The sequence below is a fragment of the Corynebacterium lactis RW2-5 genome, assembly GCF_001274895.1.
Taxonomy (GTDB): domain Bacteria; phylum Actinomycetota; class Actinomycetes; order Mycobacteriales; family Mycobacteriaceae; genus Corynebacterium; species Corynebacterium lactis.
On record NZ_CP006841.1, the window covers coordinates 2,409,768 to 2,429,004 of the forward strand.

General features: G+C 60.8%; 15 protein-coding genes and 1 riboswitch. Of the genes, 12 read left to right on the forward strand and 3 right to left on the reverse strand.

The genetic code is table 11. The features are described 5' to 3' along the window. Positions 1-30: 30 nt before the first annotated feature. Together CLAC_RS10680 and CLAC_RS10685 are read left to right on the forward strand one after the other, a co-directional pair. Positions 31-321, forward strand: coding sequence for a hypothetical protein (locus CLAC_RS10680; protein WP_053412906.1), 291 nt, complete (start codon positions 31-33; stop codon positions 319-321). 61 nt (positions 322-382) lie between these two features. Next, positions 383-2,113 carry an AMP-binding protein gene (locus tag CLAC_RS10685; RefSeq protein WP_053413411.1) on the forward strand — a complete coding sequence of 577 codons (1,731 nt, stop codon included), beginning with the start codon at positions 383-385 and terminating at the stop codon, positions 2,111-2,113. Positions 2,114-2,122: 9 nt separating this feature from the next. Here the strand turns inward: CLAC_RS10685 and metE are convergent, their stop codons facing one another. Next, positions 2,123-4,486: a 5-methyltetrahydropteroyltriglutamate--homocysteine S-methyltransferase gene (gene metE, locus CLAC_RS10690; RefSeq protein WP_053412907.1), complete on the reverse strand. Its 2,364-nt coding sequence runs from the start codon at positions 4,484-4,486 to the stop codon at positions 2,123-2,125. A gap of 40 nt (positions 4,487-4,526) precedes the next feature. Further along, positions 4,527-4,756, reverse strand: a riboswitch (cobalamin riboswitch). Positions 4,757-5,058: 302 nt separating this feature from the next. Here metE and CLAC_RS10695 point away from each other — a divergent pair. Then, entirely contained in the window at positions 5,059-6,174 is a 1,116-nt protein-coding gene (locus CLAC_RS10695) for a Dyp-type peroxidase (RefSeq protein ID WP_053412908.1), read from the forward strand. 317 nt (positions 6,175-6,491) lie between these two features. Here CLAC_RS10695 and ppk2 read toward each other — a convergent pair whose 3' ends face one another. Beyond that, on the reverse strand, positions 6,492-7,391 hold the full coding sequence (ppk2, locus tag CLAC_RS10700) for a polyphosphate kinase 2 (RefSeq protein ID WP_053412909.1): 900 nt from the start codon (positions 7,389-7,391) through the stop codon (positions 6,492-6,494). Between the two features lie 322 nt (positions 7,392-7,713). Here ppk2 and CLAC_RS13015 point away from each other — a divergent pair, with 322 nt between their 5' ends. Then, positions 7,714-7,899 carry a DIP1984 family protein gene (locus tag CLAC_RS13015; protein ID WP_245621871.1) on the forward strand — a complete coding sequence of 62 codons (186 nt, stop codon included), beginning with the start codon at positions 7,714-7,716 and terminating at the stop codon, positions 7,897-7,899. A 449-nt stretch (positions 7,900-8,348) separates the two neighbouring features. On the opposite strand, the gene groL is transcribed toward CLAC_RS13015, so the two are convergent. Further along, the gene (groL, locus tag CLAC_RS10705; protein WP_053412910.1) at positions 8,349-9,974 is read right to left on the reverse strand and encodes a chaperonin GroEL; all 1,626 of its coding nucleotides are present in this window, start codon (positions 9,972-9,974) and stop codon (positions 8,349-8,351) included. Between the two features lie 321 nt (positions 9,975-10,295). On the opposite strand from groL, the gene CLAC_RS10710 reads away from it, so the two are divergent. The 8 genes from CLAC_RS10710 to CLAC_RS10745 all read left to right on the forward strand — a co-directional run bounded on the left by CLAC_RS10710 (position 10,296) and on the right by CLAC_RS10745 (position 19,234). Next, positions 10,296-11,681 (forward strand): dipeptidase, encoded by a 1,386-nt coding sequence (locus tag CLAC_RS10710; RefSeq protein WP_053412911.1) that lies wholly within the window; start codon positions 10,296-10,298, stop codon positions 11,679-11,681. A gap of 380 nt (positions 11,682-12,061) precedes the next feature. Then, complete coding sequence (locus CLAC_RS10715; protein ID WP_053412912.1) at positions 12,062-12,622, forward strand: hypothetical protein; 561 nt, start codon at positions 12,062-12,064, stop codon at positions 12,620-12,622. A gap of 118 nt (positions 12,623-12,740) precedes the next feature. Beyond that, on the forward strand, positions 12,741-15,773 hold the full coding sequence (locus tag CLAC_RS10720; protein WP_082313371.1) for a Na+/H+ antiporter subunit A: 3,033 nt from the start codon (positions 12,741-12,743) through the stop codon (positions 15,771-15,773). Next, on the forward strand, positions 15,770-16,288 hold the full coding sequence (locus CLAC_RS10725) for a Na(+)/H(+) antiporter subunit C (RefSeq protein WP_053412913.1): 519 nt from the start codon (positions 15,770-15,772) through the stop codon (positions 16,286-16,288). The genes CLAC_RS10720 and CLAC_RS10725 overlap by 4 nt, the downstream gene beginning before the upstream one ends. Next, entirely contained in the window at positions 16,278-17,963 is a 1,686-nt protein-coding gene (locus CLAC_RS10730; protein ID WP_053412914.1) for a Na+/H+ antiporter subunit D, read from the forward strand. The genes CLAC_RS10725 and CLAC_RS10730 overlap by 11 nt, the downstream gene beginning before the upstream one ends. After that, positions 17,956-18,567: a Na+/H+ antiporter subunit E gene (locus tag CLAC_RS10735; protein ID WP_053412915.1), complete on the forward strand. Its 612-nt coding sequence runs from the start codon at positions 17,956-17,958 to the stop codon at positions 18,565-18,567. The genes CLAC_RS10730 and CLAC_RS10735 overlap by 8 nt, the downstream gene beginning before the upstream one ends. Further along, the gene (locus CLAC_RS10740) at positions 18,564-18,881 is read left to right on the forward strand and encodes a monovalent cation/H+ antiporter complex subunit F (RefSeq protein WP_053412916.1); all 318 of its coding nucleotides are present in this window, start codon (positions 18,564-18,566) and stop codon (positions 18,879-18,881) included. The genes CLAC_RS10735 and CLAC_RS10740 overlap by 4 nt, the downstream gene beginning before the upstream one ends. Further along, on the forward strand, positions 18,878-19,234 hold the full coding sequence (locus tag CLAC_RS10745) for a monovalent cation/H(+) antiporter subunit G (RefSeq protein WP_053412917.1): 357 nt from the start codon (positions 18,878-18,880) through the stop codon (positions 19,232-19,234). The genes CLAC_RS10740 and CLAC_RS10745 overlap by 4 nt, the downstream gene beginning before the upstream one ends. Positions 19,235-19,237: the final 3 nt, after the last annotated feature.

Genomic DNA, 19,237 nt, shown 5'->3' on the forward strand with positions numbered 1-19,237 from the left:
CGCGAGCGCGGCGTCCTAGTCCCCCACCCGATGTTTGAGTGCACGGACTCAACCGGCGTGATCATCGCCGACGGGGAGCACCTGGACTTCGATGCCGTCAATTTCGGCACCGGGTTTCGCTGGGAGATGCGCCACCTTAGACCGCTGCATCTTTGCGACGAAGCCGGCGGCATCCTCATGGATCCACCGCAGGTCGTCGCCGATCCTCGCATCTTCCTCGTTGGCTACGGCCCATCGGCCTCTACCGTCGGAGCCAATCGCGCCAGTCGCGATGCCGCGAATTCAATCCGTCGCCAGATGAAGGCCCGGGCCCGCCCCTAACCCACAAGTTTTCGCGAGAAAACCCTCACTTTTTTGTTTTCAAACATTTACTCTTGTGGGCATGACTGACTTCCCCACCAAAGACGGCCTGAATATGCCCATCACTCCGCTGCGCTTCCTCGAGCGCAGCGCCCGCGTCCATCCGGAAAAGATCGGATTTGTCGACGGCCCCCGCCGAATCTCCTTCCGCCAGATGGCCACGGATGCGCAGGCCTTCGCGCACGCGCTTATCGACGCCGGCCTGGCCACCCACGAGCGCATCGGCGTCCTGGCGGCCAACAGCTACGAGGCTCTACTGGCCCAGTTCGCCGTACCGCTAGCCAGAGGCGTGGTGGTGGCGATCAATACACGACTGGCCCCGAAGGAGATCGAATACATCCTGGAGCACTCGGGCATAACCACCCTGATGGGCGAGAAGTCTCTGATCGACAAAGCTCTTCCCACAATCGGCCACCAGCTAGAGCATGTCATTTACATCGCCGATGGCGACGGCACCGAACCGGTAGCCGCACCTGCCACCGACCCCGCTACCGATGAGCCGGGTTCAAGCACAGCCAGCATCGACTTCACCACCTTTAGCAGCTTCATCGCGGGAGGCGGCGTCGGCAAGCAGGACCTGCCCTACGAGGTGGCCGATGAAAATGACCCCATCGCGATTAACTACACCTCGGGCACGACAGGCAAGCCGAAGGGCGTGGTCTACACTCACCGCGGCGCGTACCTCAACGCGCTGGGGCAGGTGCAGACGATGCACTTCAACCACCACACCGTTTACCTGTGGACACTGCCTATGTTCCACTGCTCCGGCTGGTGCACCGGTTGGGCAGCGATGTCGGTGAGCGCGCGCCAGGTAGCAATTCGCGCGGTGCGCGGCCCCGAGATGTGGCAGCTCATCCTCGACGAGGGCGTCACCGCGATGTGCGGCGCCCCAGCAGTGCTGACCACGCTGGTCGACGACGAGAACAAGCGCCGCGTCACCAACCTGCGAATCATGACCGCGGGCGCCCCGCCGAGCCCGACCATCATCACGCGCTGCGAAAATATCGGAGTGGAGATCACCCACGTCTACGGCCTGACCGAAACCTACGGCCCATTCACCGTCTGCGAGTCCCAGCCGGACTGGTCCGACATGACCGTCCGCCGCCGCGCAGTGCTCAAGGCCCGCCAGGGCGTCGCGTCCGTCACCAACCAGGACGTGCGCATTATTGAGCCCACCGATACCCTCGACGCACCACTAATCGATGTGCCTGCCGACGGCGCCACGATTGGCGAGATCATCATGACGGGCAACGGCGTGATGAACGGGTACTTCCGCGACCCGGAGGCGACCGCGCACGCGTTCCGGGGCGGCTGGTTCCACTCCGGAGACCTGGGCGTGATGCACCCGGACGGATATATCCAGCTCCTCGACCGCGCCAAGGACGTCATCGTCTCCGGCGGTGAGAACATCTCCACCATCGAGGTCGAGCAGGCCGTAGTGAGTTACCCGGATGTGTCCGATTGCGCCGTCATCGGCGTTCCGGACGACAAGTGGGGCGAGCGCCCGCGCGCCTACGTCGTACTGCGCCCGGAGGCGCTCGGCGAAGGCTCACCGGAGGAGATCGCCGAGCACAACGAGGCCGTAGCCGCGGTTATCATCGCGCACTGCCGCGCCCACATCGCCGGATACAAAGTCCCGCGCGACGTGGTGGTCATCGACGAGTTGCCGCGGACCTCGACCGGCAAGGTGCGCAAAAACGAGCTGCGCGAGGCCGCCTGGGCGGGGCACGGGGACTCCCGCATCAAGGGCTAACGCTAAGAGCTACAGCACCCGCGCCCCCTCTGAAACCGGCTCCGCACCGGCTCGCACTTCGGAGAGCGGTTCTGCTGCTGAGCGGGCTTTTTTAGCGGCCTTGACCAGCACTTTCAGGGAGGCGATTGTCTCTGGCCAACCCCGGGTTTTCAGGCCACAGTCCGGGTTGATCCACAGCAGCTTGGGGTCCACGCTCGCCAACGCGTCAGAAATCAGGTCATCGACCTCTTGCTGCCCCGGCACACGCGGCGAGTGGATATCCCACACACCGGGGCCGATTCCTTGTGCGTAGCCGGCGTTGGAGAGGGCGGCAAGGACTTGCATTCCATTTCGGGCCGCTTCGATGGAGGTAACATCGGCATCCAAATCACCGATAGTGCCGATTAGCTCATTGAATTCCGAATAGCACATATGGGTGTGAATCTGGATGTCATCGGCCACTCCGGCCGTGGCCAGACGGAAGGATCCGACCGCCCATTCGAGGTAGGCGGGCTGATCCTCCTTCCTCAGCGGCAGCAGCTCACGGATTGCAGGCTCATCTACCTGAATGATGCGCGCACCGGCAGCCACCAGATCGGCAATCTCGTCACGCAGCGCTAACGCCACCTGATCTGCGGTAGTTCCCAGTGGCTGATCGTCGCGAACAAAAGACCATGCAAGCATCGTCACCGGCCCGGTCAGCATGCCCTTGACCTGACGGGACGTCATCGTCGCCGCTGCCTCATACCAGCGCACCGTCATCGGCTCCGGGCGGGATACATCACCGAACAGAATCGGAGGACGCACACATCGGGAGCCATAAGACTGCACCCAGCCATTCGTCGTGGCTAGGTACCCGTCGAGCTGCTCAGAGAAGTACTGCACCATATCATTGCGCTCTGGCTCTCCGTGAACTAGCACGTCAAGACCAAGCTCCTCCTGGCGTTCAATGACCTCGCGGATTTCAGCTATCATCGCCGCGTCGTACCGCTCCGGGGTAAGGTCGCCGCGGCGCAGGCGCGCCCGGGCCCTGCGGATTTCCGCAGTCTGAGGGAAGGATCCAATAGTGGTGGTCGGCAACTCGGGCAGATTCAGCGTCTTTTCCTGGGCCGCACGCCTGCGCTCGAACGGAGTGCGAGTCCTGTCCTGCTCGCCGACTGCAGCCACTCGCCTCTCAACCCGCTCATTGTGGATTAACTCTGAAGTCGCCCGCTTACCGACGGCCACACGGGCCCGCCTCAGCGCCGCGGCATCGTCAGCAGTGATGTCCGTGCCGTTAATGCGCGCTTGAAGAACTCGGGCCAAAAGCGCGACCTCGGCGATTTTCTCTTCACCAAACGCTAGCCAATCGTGGATCTCGGCCTCACTTTCGGTGGGGGTCTCAGCCCTCAGCGAGTACGGAACATGCAGCAGAGAACAGCTGGTGGAAACGATAATCTCGCCTCGGTCTGCGAGATTCTCGAGAATATTCAGAGCTTCGTCGAGGTCACGCCTCCATACATTGCGCCCATCCACGATGCCCGCAACCAACACCTCTTGCCCGGTCCAGTGAGGCAATTCAGCCCCTCCAGCGACTAAGTCGACGCCGATGGCGCCGACTCCGGTTCCGGAGAAAATCTCTAGGGCCTGATCGCCGTCGCCGAAGTAAGTTTGTACCCACAGCTTTGCCCCCGCAGCCTCGGCGGCGTCGGAAAGCACCTGGTAGCACCGACGGAGACGCTGCCGGGCGCCATCATCGAGATCTGTGACAGCGATAGGCTCATCGAGTTGTACCCACTCAAACCCCTCAGCGCCAAGGCGCACGATTATATCCTGGTAAGCGTCTACGAGCTGTTCCAGGAGGGCCAGCGGATCGGAGCCATCGTCGGTGCGTGCCAGGGCTAGGTAAGTGTACGGGCCGATCAGATGCGGACGTATGACGCCCTTGCTGTAGGCACGGAAATTACAGGCTTCGCCGAGCCATGTGGCCACGTCGGGTCGAAAAACCGTCCGAGAGGATAGCTCTGGGACAATGTAGTGATAGTTAGTATCGAACCACTTTGTCATTGCGGACGCAGGCTGCGTCTCAGTGCCGCGCGCCGTGGCGAAATAGCGGTCAATCCAGGCAGGAAGGTTGGCGCCGATGCAATCCGGAATCGTGTCGAATCGGGACGGCAACACCCCCAGCAGAGCTGAAGTATCAAGCATTGAATCATAGAAGGACCGGCCGACGGTGGGGATTGAATCAATACCCGCAGCGTTGGCACTGTCGATGTAGCGGTGTACTAGGCCACGCGCTGTTGCTGCGAGCAGTCCGGCTGTAGCCGGGTCTCGCCAATACTTCTCCAGTGCGATTTTAAGTTCTCTATTTGGCCCGATACGCGGAATGCCCGCGACGGTAGCATGAATAGCCATGATCTCGTGATTTCCTCGTCAATCGTGATCGGCAGTGAATATCTATTTCTCACAACCGGCAGGCATTCGGGCTTGTCGACGTAGCAGATACCGAAGCCATGGCTATTTTCACAATTGCGCCAATGCGTTTTTAGTGCAATTTGCGCGGTTTGACCCCGGATTATTCAACTAGACGCTTACCGTTGCGGGACAGCTCCGGACTTTCACCGGATTCCCCTGCATAACTCATGGTTGTTCGACTATGACTCCACTCATTCCGGGGCTCCAGTGAGTGCACCATTTCGGCTCGTCATACTCAACCACAAGGCGGCTGTTGGCCAACAGTGTATACCACGCCACATTTCCTATTGAGCAGAGGGCAAGAATTAGCGAGTTTCCGAGATTCATCAACCCTTTTGGGGTGACCTAGCAACGTATAGACCCGAAAAAGGCTAACCCCACCAGTAGTTATTCGTTTCATTTTTTGAACCAGCATATAGATAGCATGTCGTCCTATTAATGGCTTAAGATAGAAACAACAGCTAAAGCGACTACAGCCCTGCCTGAATCTCAGCACAGAAGGGAGCCCTCCCATGACAGAGTCGACACAAACGCCACTAAAGAACGCCATCCAGCCCTTCGACGGCGATGTGCAATCCGGCATTGAGCAACCAGGTCCCGCGCATCTGCACCTAATCGCCCTGGACTTTAACGAGGACATAAGTCCCGAAGGCATAGCCGAACTATTCCGCAGGCTTACAGACGTTTCTCGACGACTCACCCAGGGCGAGGAGATTCCAGACTTCCTCGAGCGCGCAATGGTCGAGGTCATCGCAAATCTGACCATCACTGCGGGCTTTGGCGAGCGAGTCTTTGACCTACTGGGAAAATCCGACCGCAAACCCGCCGGTCTACATGACATTCCATCCTTTAAGTTAGACCGGCTGCGCCCCGAGTGGGGGCAGAGTGACTTCGTCCTACAAATCTGCTGCGACGACGCCGTAACCACCGCCACCGTAGCCCGTCTTCTTACCAAAACCGCAAAGCCATGGGCCCATGTTAAATGGTTCCAAAAGGGTTTTGGTCGAGCATTCGGCTCTGTCCCCGTCGGCTCCACTCCACGCAACCCGATGGGCCAAATCGATGGCACCGTCAACCCAAAGGATCCCGAAGAATGGGACGAGCAAGTCTGGATTGACTCCCAGGATGCAGCGCTTAAAAACTCTTCCATCATGGTCGTTCGGCGCATCGCTCTGAATTTGGATGCATGGGAAGAACTAACCTTGGAGGAGCGAGAAATGGTGATTGGCCGCCGAATTGACAACGGCGCTCCCCTATCCGGCGGCGATTCCGAATTCGATGAAGAGGATATGGATGCCAAGGATGCCGAGGGCAACTATCTTATTCACCGCCAATCACACTTAGCACTATCCCGTGAACAGGATGGGCAACCGGAAGATGCCCTACGACGCCGCGCCTATTCTTATGAAGATCAGCCGGCAGGCAACCCGGATGACCCTAACAACACCGGACTGGTGTGGATTGCATTCCAGAAAAACCCCGACAACCAGTTCACCAAAATCCAGTCAAGACTAGACAAGGAAGACATGCTTAACGAGTGGAGCCGACATATTGGCTCTGCTGTGTACTGGATTGCTCCCGGTACGACTCCAGATTCCTACTGGGGCCAGGAGCTCATCGAGAACTAACAGCGAAAGGTGCAGGCTGCGGGGTGGGAAGTGCGGGAGGCGCGGGCTGTCGGCACTTTAGCGCTGTTTTAAACGCACCCGCTGCACCGTAGCGCTGGCTTGTGACTGTAGTGCACGCTATCTGCTGCTCTACAGTCGCGCAACAGCGCTAAAGTCGCCAGCCAAGGCACCAGCCTTCCCACTATTCGCCCGCCAGCCCACCCCAAAACCACTTCAAAACACCGAAAACCCGCCCCTCAATAAACGAGAGGCGGGTTTTCGTATAAGCCCGACAAGAGTGCGGCAGGCGCTCTCACGCCACCGACACTAGCAAATCACTAGTCACCAATCTGGTCGCGACCGCGCTTCACTATCTTCGGATCCGGAGTGCCAACCAGCTCATGGTCCTTCTCGGTGTACTCGAACTTAGAAAGCACGTAACGCATAGCATTCAGGCGTGCGCGCTTCTTGTCATTCGACTTGATGGTAATCCACGGCGACTCATCCGTGTCGGTGTAGCGGAACTGCTCCTCCTTGGCGCGTGTGTAGTCATCCCAGCGGTCCAGCGAGGCAAGGTCCATCGGGGAGAGCTTCCACTGGCGGACCGGATCCACCTGACGGATGGCAAAGCGAGTGCGCTGCTCCTTCTGGGTCACGGAGAACCAAAGCTTCGTCAGCGAAATACCGGAACCCAGAATCATGTTCTCCAGCATCGGAACCTCACGCAGGAACTCCGCATGCTGCGACTCGGTGCAGAAGCCCATGACACGCTCCACACCGGAACGGTTGTACCAGGAGCGGTCAAAGAACACGATCTCACCCGCGCACGGGAAGTGCTGAATGTAGCGCTGGAAGTACCAAGAGGTGGATTCGCGCGGCGACGGCTTCTCCAGAGCGACGGTGCGCGCACCACGCGGATTCAAGTGCTCATTGAAACGCTTGATTGTGCCGCCCTTACCGGCGGCGTCACGGCCTTCGAAGAGGATGATGTGCTTCTGGCCAGTTTCCTTGGTCCAGTTCTGCCACTTCAGGAGCTCAATCTGCAGCTTGCGCTTGGTCTTTTCATACTCCTTGCGGGTGAGACGCTCCTCGTACGGGTAGTCATCCCTCCACGTATCGACGGGAGCCCCGTCAGGGGTAATCAGCACCGGATCGTCTTCATCCGAATCATCCACAACGTAGCCTTCGGTCTTCGCCAAATCGACGATGTGGAATTCCTCTTCATTCTTGTCAGCCATGTCTTCAATCTTACTGAATTAAGCAGGTTCATGTCCCCCATCAGGGTGCCTTTACCTGCAATTTCCCAGCATCGATAGCTCTCAGGCACCGAATTTGAGGGGGAGATCTCAGCTGCCTGAACCGACCTGCGAACATAGGTTGTGAAACATGTTGTTATCTGAAAGCCCTAGCAGCCCGAGCTGAGGCCGATCGTCTCCTCGCCCGCACGGAGTGGCTCGTCCGCTCCATCAACGCCACCGCCTTCAGGGAAGGCACGCCTACCAACGCCCCCCCCTGGCCAAGCGTGATTACCTTCTCGCGCGGCGAAATTTCTTAACTAAGGTGGCCGACCAAGTATCATCGAGGCAAGACCGCTATTCGTCATCCGAAATTCGTCATGTTCCAACCGTCGAGGTCAAAGAACTGAGGAGACAGACGGACAAAGCGTCGAAAGACTTCCGAGAATTGGATTCGAAAATTCAGCAGAAGAACTGGGCCACTGAGCTAATCGAAGCCAGCAAGATCTAAAAAGGCGGCTCCGGAAGGAAAACTTCACCCAGTTTCTTATTTCCAGGAAAGCCGGTAGTTTCCTAGGCAAGTTAGTAGTTGCGCGCGTATAGCGTAGGCGAGTGTCACGGCATTCTCGGCCCGAAAAGAGACCCCTATAATCACGCCTGTATTTGGGAGCGCAGGTCCATACGTCACTGAAGCTCACCAGGCATGATTCACATGGATATCGACGAACAATTGATTGTTCACTACCAGGCACTGAGGCCTAGAGCGTGCAGCGAGGGTTGGGTATGGGGACTTAGTACGCCTACGAAATTCAGCTCCGAAATGCGACGGCCACCGAGATTCCTTGGGGATCGCATTCCACGAGGAATTCTCGGTGGCCGTCGCTTTCTTCACAGTCGAGGGCTCCGTTCTTGGCACTGCCGGAGTGGAGCCCGCTCAATCAGCGCGATGTCCACTAAGGCTTAGAAGCCCATACCGCCCATCTCGTCGCCACCCGGCATTGCCGGTGCAGCCGGTTCCGGCTTATCGGCAACAACAGCCTCGGTGGTCAGGAACAGAGCTGCGATGGAGGCAGCGTTCTGCAGAGCAGAGCGGGTGACCTTCACAGGGTCGTTGATGCCCGCGGCCATCAGGTCGATGTACTCACCGGTAGCGGCGTTCAGGCCCTCACCCTGTGGCAGGGAGGCGACCTTCTCGGTCACGACACCAGCCTCGAGACCAGCGTTCAGAGCGATCTGGCGCAGCGGAGCTGCCAGTGCGGCGCGGACGATGCGGACACCGGTGGCCTCGTCGCCGGACAGCCCCAGCTCGTCGTCGAGGATGTGGGAAACCTGCAGCAGAGCGGAACCGCCACCTGCAACGATGCCCTCCTCAACGGCTGCCTTAGCGTTACGCACGGCGTCCTCGATGCGGTGCTTGCGCTCCTTCAGCTCGACCTCGGTAGCAGCACCAGCCTTGATAACTGCAACACCGCCGGAGAGCTTCGCGAGACGCTCGGAGAGCTTCTCCTTGTCGTAGTCGGAGTCGGAGTTCTCAATCTCGGCGCGGATCTGGTTGACGCGGCCCTCGATAGCGGACTGCTCGCCAGCACCCTCGACGATGGTGGTCTCGTCCTTGGTGACAACAACCTTGCGGGCGCGGCCCAGCAGCGGCAGGTCGGCGGTCTCCAGGGAGAGTCCAACCTCCTCGGAGATGACCTGGCCAGCGGTCAGGATAGCCATATCCTGCAGCATTGCCTTGCGACGGTCACCGAAGCCCGGAGCCTTAACTGCGACGGACTTGAAGGTGCCGCGAATCTTGTTGACAACCAGGGTGGACAAAGCCTCACCCTCGACGTCCTCGGCGATGATCAGCAGCGGCTTACCGGACTGCATAACCTTCTCCAGCAGCGGCAGCAGGTCCTTGATGTTGGAGATCTTGGAGGAAACCAGGAGGATGTACGGATCCTCCAGGACGGCCTCCTGGCGCTCCATGTCGGTGGCGAAGTAACCGGAGATGTAGCCCTTGTCGAAGCGCATACCCTCGGTCAGCTCCAGGTCGAGGCCGAAGGTGTTGGCCTCCTCCACGGTGATGACGCCTTCCTTACCGACCTTGTCCATAGCGGTGGCAATCAGCTCACCGATTGCCGGGTCAGCGGCGGAGATACCGGCGGTAGCAGCGATCTGCTCCTTGGTCTCAATGTCCTTAGCGGAAGCCAGCAGCTTCTCGGTAACGGCGGCAACAGCCTTCTCGATACCGCGCTTGATGCCCATCGGGTTGGAGCCGGCAGCAACGTTGCGCAGACCCTCGGAAACCAGAGCCTGAGCCAGAACGGTAGCGGTGGTAGTGCCGTCACCTGCGACGTCGTCAGTCTTCTTGGCGACTTCCTTGACCAGCTCTGCGCCAATCTTCTCGTAAGGATCCTCAAGTTCGATTTCACGTGCAATGGAGACGCCGTCGTTGGTAATCAGCGGTGCGCCCCACTTGCGCTCGAGGACTACGTTGCGGCCCTTGGGGCCGAGCGTGACCTTAACAGCGTCGGCCAGGGTGTTCAGACCCTTTTCGAGACCGCGGCGGGCCTCCTCGTCGAAAGCAATAATCTTAGCCATGAGGTTTGAAGAATCCTCCGTTTATAAGTGGCACTTACATGGGAGTTGACCCTGGCGCCCGCGACGGCATGTGATTTGAGGGAAGTGCCACCCTCTCCATCACCGGAGTCAACACTGTACTTGTTGAGATTTGTTGAACTACTTTGAGAAAACCTTGTCTAAAAGTCTTATCTAAAAGCCGTTCCTTTTAGCACTCAACTAATTCAAGTGCTAAGTCACTTTTCTAGCACTCCCCACCCTCGAGTGCAAGGTTTGCCCACACCGTACGCACGCCACACACTTCCCCACGCCCAGTCCACACATGCGCCTACACTGGCGCCCATGAGCATTATTAATAAGGACCTGATCGAGTCGCTGCGCACCAACATCGCCAGCCAGCGCGACACAATCCGCACCCAGTTGACCGACCTGGTCGCATTCCCATCCGTCCACGGAACCGAGGAAACGAAGAAGGCCTGCAAGGACGCGGCCGCAGCCGTGGCCGGTATGTTCGCCGAGCTGGGCATCGAACTGATCTCGCACGACACAATCGACGGATCCATTACTCTTTCCGGGTTCGTCCCAGCAGCGTCGGAAAGCGCTAAGACTGTACTGCTGTACTCGCATTATGATGTCCAGCCCGCCGGCGACGAGTCCGCCTGGACCGCCAGCCCCTGGCAGCTCGACGAGCGCGACGGCCGCTGGTACGGCCGAGGCACCGCGGACTGCAAGGGCAATGTGGTCATGCACCTCGCCGCGCTTCGCGCCCTGCTTGACGACGCAATTGCGAGCCAGGTCGAACTGCCGAACATCAAAATCATCGTCGAGGGCTCCGAGGAGCGCGGGTCAGCCGGACTCAATAACCTCATTGCGACACAGCCGGAGCTCTTTAGCGCCGATGTCATTCTCATCGCCGATGTCGGAAATGCGGAGGTCGGCCAGCCGACGCTCGTTACCACCCTGCGCGGCACGGCGGACCTGGAGGTTCGCGTCGATGCGCTGCAGCAGCCGGTCCACTCCGGCATGTTCGGCGGCGCAGCCCCGGACGCGCTGGCGGCGCTTATTCGCATGCTCGACAGCCTGCGGGACGAAAACGGCCATACCAAGATTGACGGCCTGGACTGCTCCCAGAAATGGGAGGGCCTGGACTACGAGCCGGAGACCTTCCGCGCGGACGCGGGCGCACTGGACGAGGTTGAGCTCCTCAGCAACCAGGACGCCTCCGTCGCGGACCTGACTTGGGCGCGCCCGGCGGTCATCGTCACCGGCATCGACTGCCCTCCGGCCACCAACGCGGTCAACGCCATCGCGGCGACCGCCATGGCGCACATTAACTTCCGCATCCCGGGCGGCGTGGACCCGGCCGAGGCCCAGGAGGCCCTGGAAAATCACCTGCGGGCCCATGCTCCATGGGGCGTGAAGGTGAGCGTGAACCGTGACGAGCTCGCGAATCCGTTCCGCGCCAACGTCGAGGGCGACGTCGTAAAGCTTGTTTCGGACAGCCTCGCAGCGGCTTATGGCAAGGAGACCGCAAGTATGGGCGAGGGTGCGTCGATTCCGCTGTGCGCGACGCTGCTGGAGGCCGTGCCGGGCGCGGACATCGCACTCTACGGCGTGGAGGAGCCGCAGTGCCGGATCCACTCTGCGGACGAGTCCGTGGATCCGAACGAGATTCGTGACATCGCGGTGGGTGAGGCGGTGTTCCTGTCGTCGATTAACGCGCTATAGCACCCACCCTCACCCCGACTACCACATCGGGTTTTACAGGGGTTACAAACAAGCAGGGGCTGAAGTTTCGAAAAATTTTCACCCCTGTTTTTAGTTGCACAATCACGCAGGTAGCCGGGCGCTTTTCAATTCGACAAAGGCACGGTACCTGTGTTGCCCACGTCTCCTTTTTCACAAAAATGACTTGTGTCACAACTTCTCTTTGTATTAAAGTACCACCCATGCAGAAGAACATTCTTATTCGAGTAGCGAAGGCTACGAACCCCGGTGGAGGCCCAACGGACTAGCCCCTCCACACGGGGTCTCTGGCCGCAACTTTCCAAAGCACCTGGTTGGTCCGCAACTCACTCACCGAGATTTTTCGAAAAGGACCACAAAGAATGTTTTCCACTCGCACCACCAAGAACATGTCGACCTCGACCACCTTCACCGGCAAGCGCCCGTCGCTGGCCACCGAGGGTGAAGGCGAGCGCACCGTGCGAACCTTCTCCGACGACCCGTTCCGGGCTCGCTTCGGACACCGCCTGCCCCGCGGCCTCCGCCAAGAAGCTCGCGGGATGACGTGGCGCAATTTCAGCGACACATATTCGCCAACGCATGGCCCGGTTCAGATTCGCAACTTCACCGCTGAGCGTGGCACCCTGGGGCGCATCCGGTTCAATGCCGACCTGACGCTGACGGACCGCCAGGGCAACTCCCGCACCTTCACCGAGGAGATCACCGCCATGGGTCCGGTCTCCGCTTGCACCAATCTGCTTGCCGACGCTGGTTACCGCGTTGAGATCGTGGAGTTCCACCAGTTCGAAATCTTCGAAGCTACGGCAACGTTCGTCTACGCTGCTCACAACCACGACCATGTGTGGACGATGGGCTTCGGCCAGACTCCGGAGACTTCCGTTCTGAACGCTATGGTGTGCGCTGCCAATCGTCTTCACGGCTAGCACCTACTCCCTAGCCCTTTAAGAGGGCGTTGGCTTTTCACTCACTCCATCGGACGTTGTGAGCCTATAGCCCCAAAAGGGGTTGCAATAATGTTGCTACATCATTCATGATGGAAATGTGACTATTCTCCTGTGCATCCTGTTCGCCACCGCAGCGGTTGCACCATGGACGATTAGGTGGCTCGGAACCCGGGGCTTTGTCCTTCTGAGCCTTCCTCTGGCTGGCGGAGCAATCTACATCGGCCGCCACCTCGCCCAGCTTGCGCTGTCCCCGCAGGCGGAACCTGTCGTTGAGCACTTCGAATGGATGCCGGCTGTGCACCTCGACGTGCACTTTAGGCTCGGCGCTATCGAGTCCATCTTCGGCACATTGGTTTTGACGGTGGGCTTTCTCGTCCTCGTGTACTGTGCCGGATACTTCGTCGATCCTCCTCCGGGGAAACGTCGCCGCATCGGGTCTTTTTCTGCGCAGATGGTCGCATTCGCCGCGTCCATGTACGGGCTCGTGGTCAGCGATAATATCCTGCTGATGTTCATCTTCTGGGAGATCACATCGGTGCTCTCCTTCCTCCTGGTCGGGTTCTACGCCGAGCGCTCCTCCTCCCGCAGGGCCGCAGGGCAGGCACTCCTGGTGACGACACTGGGTGGCCTAGTCATGTTGCTCGGCATCATTTTGATGGGCGTCACCACGGACTATTGGCAATTTTCCACCCTTACCGCCCCAGGTGCGATCAGTGACGAGCAGCTCTACTCCCCCGCTGTCGCTACCGCCGCGGTGCTTCTCCTCATCGGGGCACTGTCGAAGTCGGCCATCGCGCCCTTCCACTTCTGGCTGCCCGGCGCTATGGCTGCGCCGACTCCGGTGTCGTCCTTCCTGCACTCCGCGGCGATGGTCAAAGCGGGCGTATTCCTTGTCGCCCGGCTGGCGCCGACGTTCGGCACTACCGAAACCTGGCATCTGACAATCATTCCGCTGGGCCTGGTCACCATGATTATGGGCGGCTGGATGGCTCTACGGCAGAAGGACCTCAAACTGATTCTGGCCTATGGCACGGTCAGCCAGTTGGGTTTCATCATTACCGTTGCCTCCGTCGGCACGCGGGCGGCGATGTTGGCGGCGCTGGCGCTGACCCTGGGGCACGCGATGTTCAAGGCCACGCTGTTTATGGTGGCTGGCGCAATTGACCGGCTGACCGGTACTCGCGATATTCGCAAGCTCTCGGGCCTGGGTAACAGAGCTCCGCAGCTGCTGGTGATCTCGGTCCTGGCTGCCGCCTCGATGGCTGGCGTTCCGCCGCTGTTCGGCTTCGTCGCGAAAGAAGCCGCGCTCGACGCGGTGCTCTCCGCGCGGCCGCTGCACGGGATGCCCGCAATCTTTACGACAGCCGGGCTCGTCGTCGGCTCCATCCTCACCGTTGCCTACTCGCTGTATCTGCTCCATGGCGCCTTCGCGACGAAGCCCCGCACCCACGTCTGCGGCGGCGGCATTTCCGAGGCGGTCTCGAGCATGCAGAGTCCGAGTGCCCCTCTAATCGGGCCAGCGTGGATCCTAGCTGTCGCAGGCGTAGTCACTGGCCTCACCCCGCAGCTGTTCGACGGGGCTATCGCGCCGTATCTCAAGGTCGCGTTCCCCGAGGAATCGAGCCACTCCCACTTGGCGCTCTGGCACGGTTGGACCCTTCCCCTGGCTCTGACTGCCACCGTCCTCTTCACGGGCTGGGTTATGTACTGGCAACGCAAGCTCGTCCGGCAGCTGCAGTTTGATCAGCCGGCTCTCGGCAGCGCGGATGCACTCTACGACCGAGTTCTGGGCACCGCCCGCCGCCTCTCGCTGCGAGTGACGGCCGCGACCCAGCGTGGTTCTCTGTCGCTGAACGAAGCCGTGATTTTGCTGGTCCTGATCATCCTGCCCACCTCTGCGCTGCTGCTTGGCGAGCGGGACGACATCCGCATGGAGCTGTGGGACTCGGCCCCACAGGGCGCAGTGGCTCTGGTCATCATCATCGCTGCGCTCGCCGCGACCCGACTTCGCAACAGGCTCTCGGGAGTAATCATGGTCGGCATGACCGGCTATGGCCTGTCCATACTCTTCGCCATGTACGGCGCCCCGGACCTGGCTCTCACGCAGCTGCTCGTGGAGACCGTCTCCATGATTATCTTCGTCCTGGTCCTGCGCACCCTACCCGCCCACGCCCCCAAGTCCCGGCCCCGCTGGGAGCGCCACCGCGCGTGGCTGGCCATCGCCGTCGGTCTGACAGTGCCTATCCTGGGCGCCTTCGCCATGGCTTCCCGACGCAGCATTCCCGTCTCCGAGGACATTCCTGCTCTGGCGAAAGAGATTGGCCATGGTGCGAACACAGTGAATGTCCTACTGGTGGATATTCGCGCCTGGGACACCTTCGGCGAGATTTCGGTTTTGGTTATCGTGGCTGTTGGTATCGCCTCCCTGGTGTTTCGTACGCACACGGTCTACGTGCGCTCGAAGCTTCCTAGAGGAACCCGCCGCGACCGCCGCAACGCCCGTTGGCTGATGTCCACCGATCCTTCGGCGGAGCCCGAGAAGCTGAAGTACCCGATTATGGTGCTCGTCGCGTCCCGACTGCTCTTCCCCGCAATGATTATCATGGCGGCGTACCTGTTCTTCGCGGGGCACAACGCCCCGGGCGGAGGCTTCGCCGCAGGCCTTGTCGCCTCCCTGGCAATCGCCATGCGCTACATTCTGGGAGGCAGGAAGGAGCTGGCTGCCACGCTTCCCGTGAACACCGAGGTCCTCCTCGGCGGCGGCCTGCTCCTCGCCGCGCTCAGCACAATCTGGCCGATCGTTGTCGGCTGGCCGCCGCTGACGTCCTGGTACGTATCGCTGGGGCTGCCAGCGATCGGCAAAGTCAACGTGGTCTCCCCGATGCTGTTCGACTTCGGTGTGTTCCTCATCGTCGTCGGCACAATCGTCTACATCCTGCGCAGCCTCGGCGGGCGCATCGACGTCGAAACTAGCCGCCGAGCCGAACGATCGCGCTCGCGTCGCGTCTCCCTGACCGCTCTGGGACGCTCCCGCGGGCTGAGAAACAGGCTACCCAGCGGCAAACCAAGAAAAACCCAGGCTCGCGCCAGCGCGCCAGTAGCACAGGCGATCAAGGAGGAAAACCAGTGATTCTCAACTTCGTGCTCCTGGCTGCCGTGGGCGTGCTGATCGCCGCCGGCGTGTACCTCTTCCTCGACCGTGCGCTGACGAGGATGCTGATGGGGCTGCTTCTTATGGGAAACGGCATCAACCTTCTGATTCTACTAGGCTCCGATGGCCCCGGCAGTCCGCCGATCTGGGGACGCAACGTACTCGGTGGAGGCCAGGAAGCGGATTCTCTTCCGCAGGCGTTTATCCTCACCGCAATCGTCATTTCAATGGGTATGACCGGGTTTCTGCTCGCCCTGGCCTACCGCCAGCACCGCTACCGCATCGGCGACCACGTCCAGGACGACCGCGAAGACCGCACCCTTGCACTGCGCAGACTCGACGATCCCTCGGCCGCCCCTGACCACGACCGCTCCGACGACCCGACTACCGGCCTCCCAACGCAGGCCGGCGACCAATTCGGTCCCGTGAGCTTCGAGAAGCCAATCGAATCCGACAGCGCCGCTGCCAAAAAGGGGGACGGCGATGACGACTGAGCAACTCATCTACCTCCTGATTCCGCTGCCGGTCATTGTCCCCGCGGCGACCGCAGCGCTCGCGCTGCTGCTCTCCCGACGGCCACGCCTGCAGCAGGTGCTGTCGCTGACCGCGCTCGGCGCCCTCGTCGCCATCTCGATTGGGTTGGTTTACCTGGTCTACGCGCACGGTATCCACACCGTTCAGGTCGGCGGTTGGGATTCGCCAATAGGCATTACCCTGGTTGCGGACAGCCTGGCCGTGCTGATGATTGCGGTGTCGCAGCTGGTACTCTTCGCCGTGATGTGGTTCGGCATCGGGCAGGGCATCTCCGACGGCGACGACGACGAGCCCATCTCCGTATTCGTCCCGACATACATGCTGCTCAACATGGGTGTGTCCATGGCCTTCCTCGCCGGCGATCTGTTCAATATGTACGTCGGCTTCGAGGTGCTCCTGGTGGCATCCTATGTGTTGCTCACCCTGGGCGCGTCGTCGTCACGCATTCGAGCGGGCGTGTCCTACGTGATGGTCAACATGCTCTCCTCGATGGTGTTCCTGCTGGCCATCGGCCTGGTGTACCAGTCGGTGGGCACGGTGAACTTCGCGCATATCTCCATCCGCATGGAGGAAATTCCCGCCGGCACCCGCACCGCCATCTTCGCGGTGCTGCTGGTCGCGTTCGCGGTGAAGGCCGCGGTGTTCCCGCTGTCGTCGTGGCTGCCGGACTCCTACCCCACCGCCCCCTCGATGGTGACCGCGGTCTTCGCTGGCCTGCTGACCAAGGTCGGCGTGTACGCCATCATCCGTGCGCGCAGTGTGGTCTTCCCCGGCGGTGGGCTTGACGACGTTTTGATGTGGGCCGGGCTTGCGACAATGCTGATGGGCATCCTCGGCGCCATGGCCCAGAACGATATCAAGAGGCTGCTGTCGTTTACGCTGGTCTCGCACATCGGTTACATGATCTTCGGCATCGCGGTCGGCAACGCCATGGGGCTTACCGGAGCGATCTTCTACATCGTCCACCACATTTTGGTGCAGACCGCACTGTTCCTAGTTGTCGGGCTGATCGAGAGGCAGGCCGGGTCCTCGTCGCTACGCAGGCTCGGCGGCCTGGCAAAGTCCTCGCCACTGCTAGCGATCCTGTACCTGATTCCGGCCCTAAACCTCGGCGGCATCCCGCCTTTCTCGGGGTTCCTGGGCAAGGTACTGCTGATTCAGGCCGGTGCCGAGTCCGGGACCGCGACCGCGTGGATCTTGGTTGCGGGGTCGATTGTCACTTCCCTGTTGACTCTCTACACCATGATTATCGTGTGGTCGAAGGCATTCTGGCGCGACCGCTCCGACGCCCCCGAAGGCGACATGGCGTTGGCCACGCCCGCAACTCTGCGGGAACGGACAAAGCTGGTCGCCCTGGACGAGCGCGCGGATGTCGGTCGGATACCGCTCGGCATGCTGGCACCGACGATGCTCCTGGTCGTAGCCTCGGTGGCAGTTACGATCCTGGCCGGTCCGCTGTCTGGAATCGCGAACCGAGCGGCAACCAATGTCTCTAACGTCGACGCGTACCGGACCGCCGTCCTGGGAGTCCGCGACCTGGACTCGGTCGACTCGCTCGACGATGTCGGGCGCACGAAGCAGCCCTGGAACCCGGCTGCGCCCCACGAAAAGGCAGAGGAGGTAGGCCATGAGTAAGACTCAGTCTAACCACGACAATTCCGTCTCCTGGAAAAAGCCTCCGCGCATCTCGCTGGTGATGTTTCTGCTGTTGATGGTGATGTGGGTGTTCCTGTGGGGCGAGGTTTCCGTCGGAAACATCGTCTCCGGGGTACTGGTTATCGGCCTGCTCACGCTGGCAGTGCCGCTACCGCTGCCTCCGGTCAGCGAGATGGAGCTGAATATCTCCGGGCTGATCCGCCTATTCGGCTCCTGGGCGATCGACTTCCTCGTCGCCTCCGTCGAGGTCGCCTGGATCGCCATCCGGCGCGCCAATCCTCCGCCCGCCGCCATCATCGAGGTTCCCATGCGCGTGCGCGGCGATATCACGCTCGCCACCGCAATGGCACTGATTAACCTGCAGCCGGGAGGAATCATCGTCGACGTTGATAAGCGGAAAAAGACCCTGACTATGCACATTCTCGACGCGTCCTCCACCTGCAAGGTGGATAAACAGATCGCGCAGCTCACGCGGCTCGAGCGGCGGGTACTGCGGGCCTTCGAAAATCGCGATGTGGCAGACGTGGAGGCACCTAATGCCTCCGCGGCTCCGGCGGAAGCCAAGGAGGGACACGCCCAATGAATCCCGAGCTCTTCAACACCCTGCTCGGCATCGCCGCCGGAATCTACTTCGTGGCGACGCTAATCGCCCTCGGCCGCATGATCGCCGGGCCGAACTCGTTGGACCGTCTCGTAGGCCTCGAGTCCATCACCGCGATGCTCCAGGGCATGCTCGCCGCGTTCATGGCGTGGCGCTTCGACACGTCAGTGGTCTATCCGATGCTGGTCATCGCCCTGCTGGGGTTCCTCTCCTCACTGGCGGTCGCGAAGTTCCGAGTTCCCGATGACCGCGCCGAAATCAGCCAGCCCACCGCCGATCGGAAGGAGCAACCGTGATTCTCTTAGCCGATATCCTCGCTATCGCCTTCATCGTCGGTGGGGCGCTGCTCTGCCTCGCCGCCGCGGTCGGACTCGCGCGCTTCCGCGACACCATCAGCCGCATGCACGCGTCCTCCAAGCCTCAGACGCTCGGTCTGATGCTCACGCTGAGCGGCGCCCTAATCCACGTCCTCGTCCACGGCACGTGGGACGCCACCACGCTGGGTGACCTCGGCCTGCTCACGCTGATTATCTGCTTCGCGCTGGGCACCTCCCCCATCATCGGAAACCGTGTGGGGCATGAGGCCTTCAAGGAAGGGCTTATCGACGAGGCGAACATTGCCCGCGATGACTCCGCCGGCCAACGCTGAGCG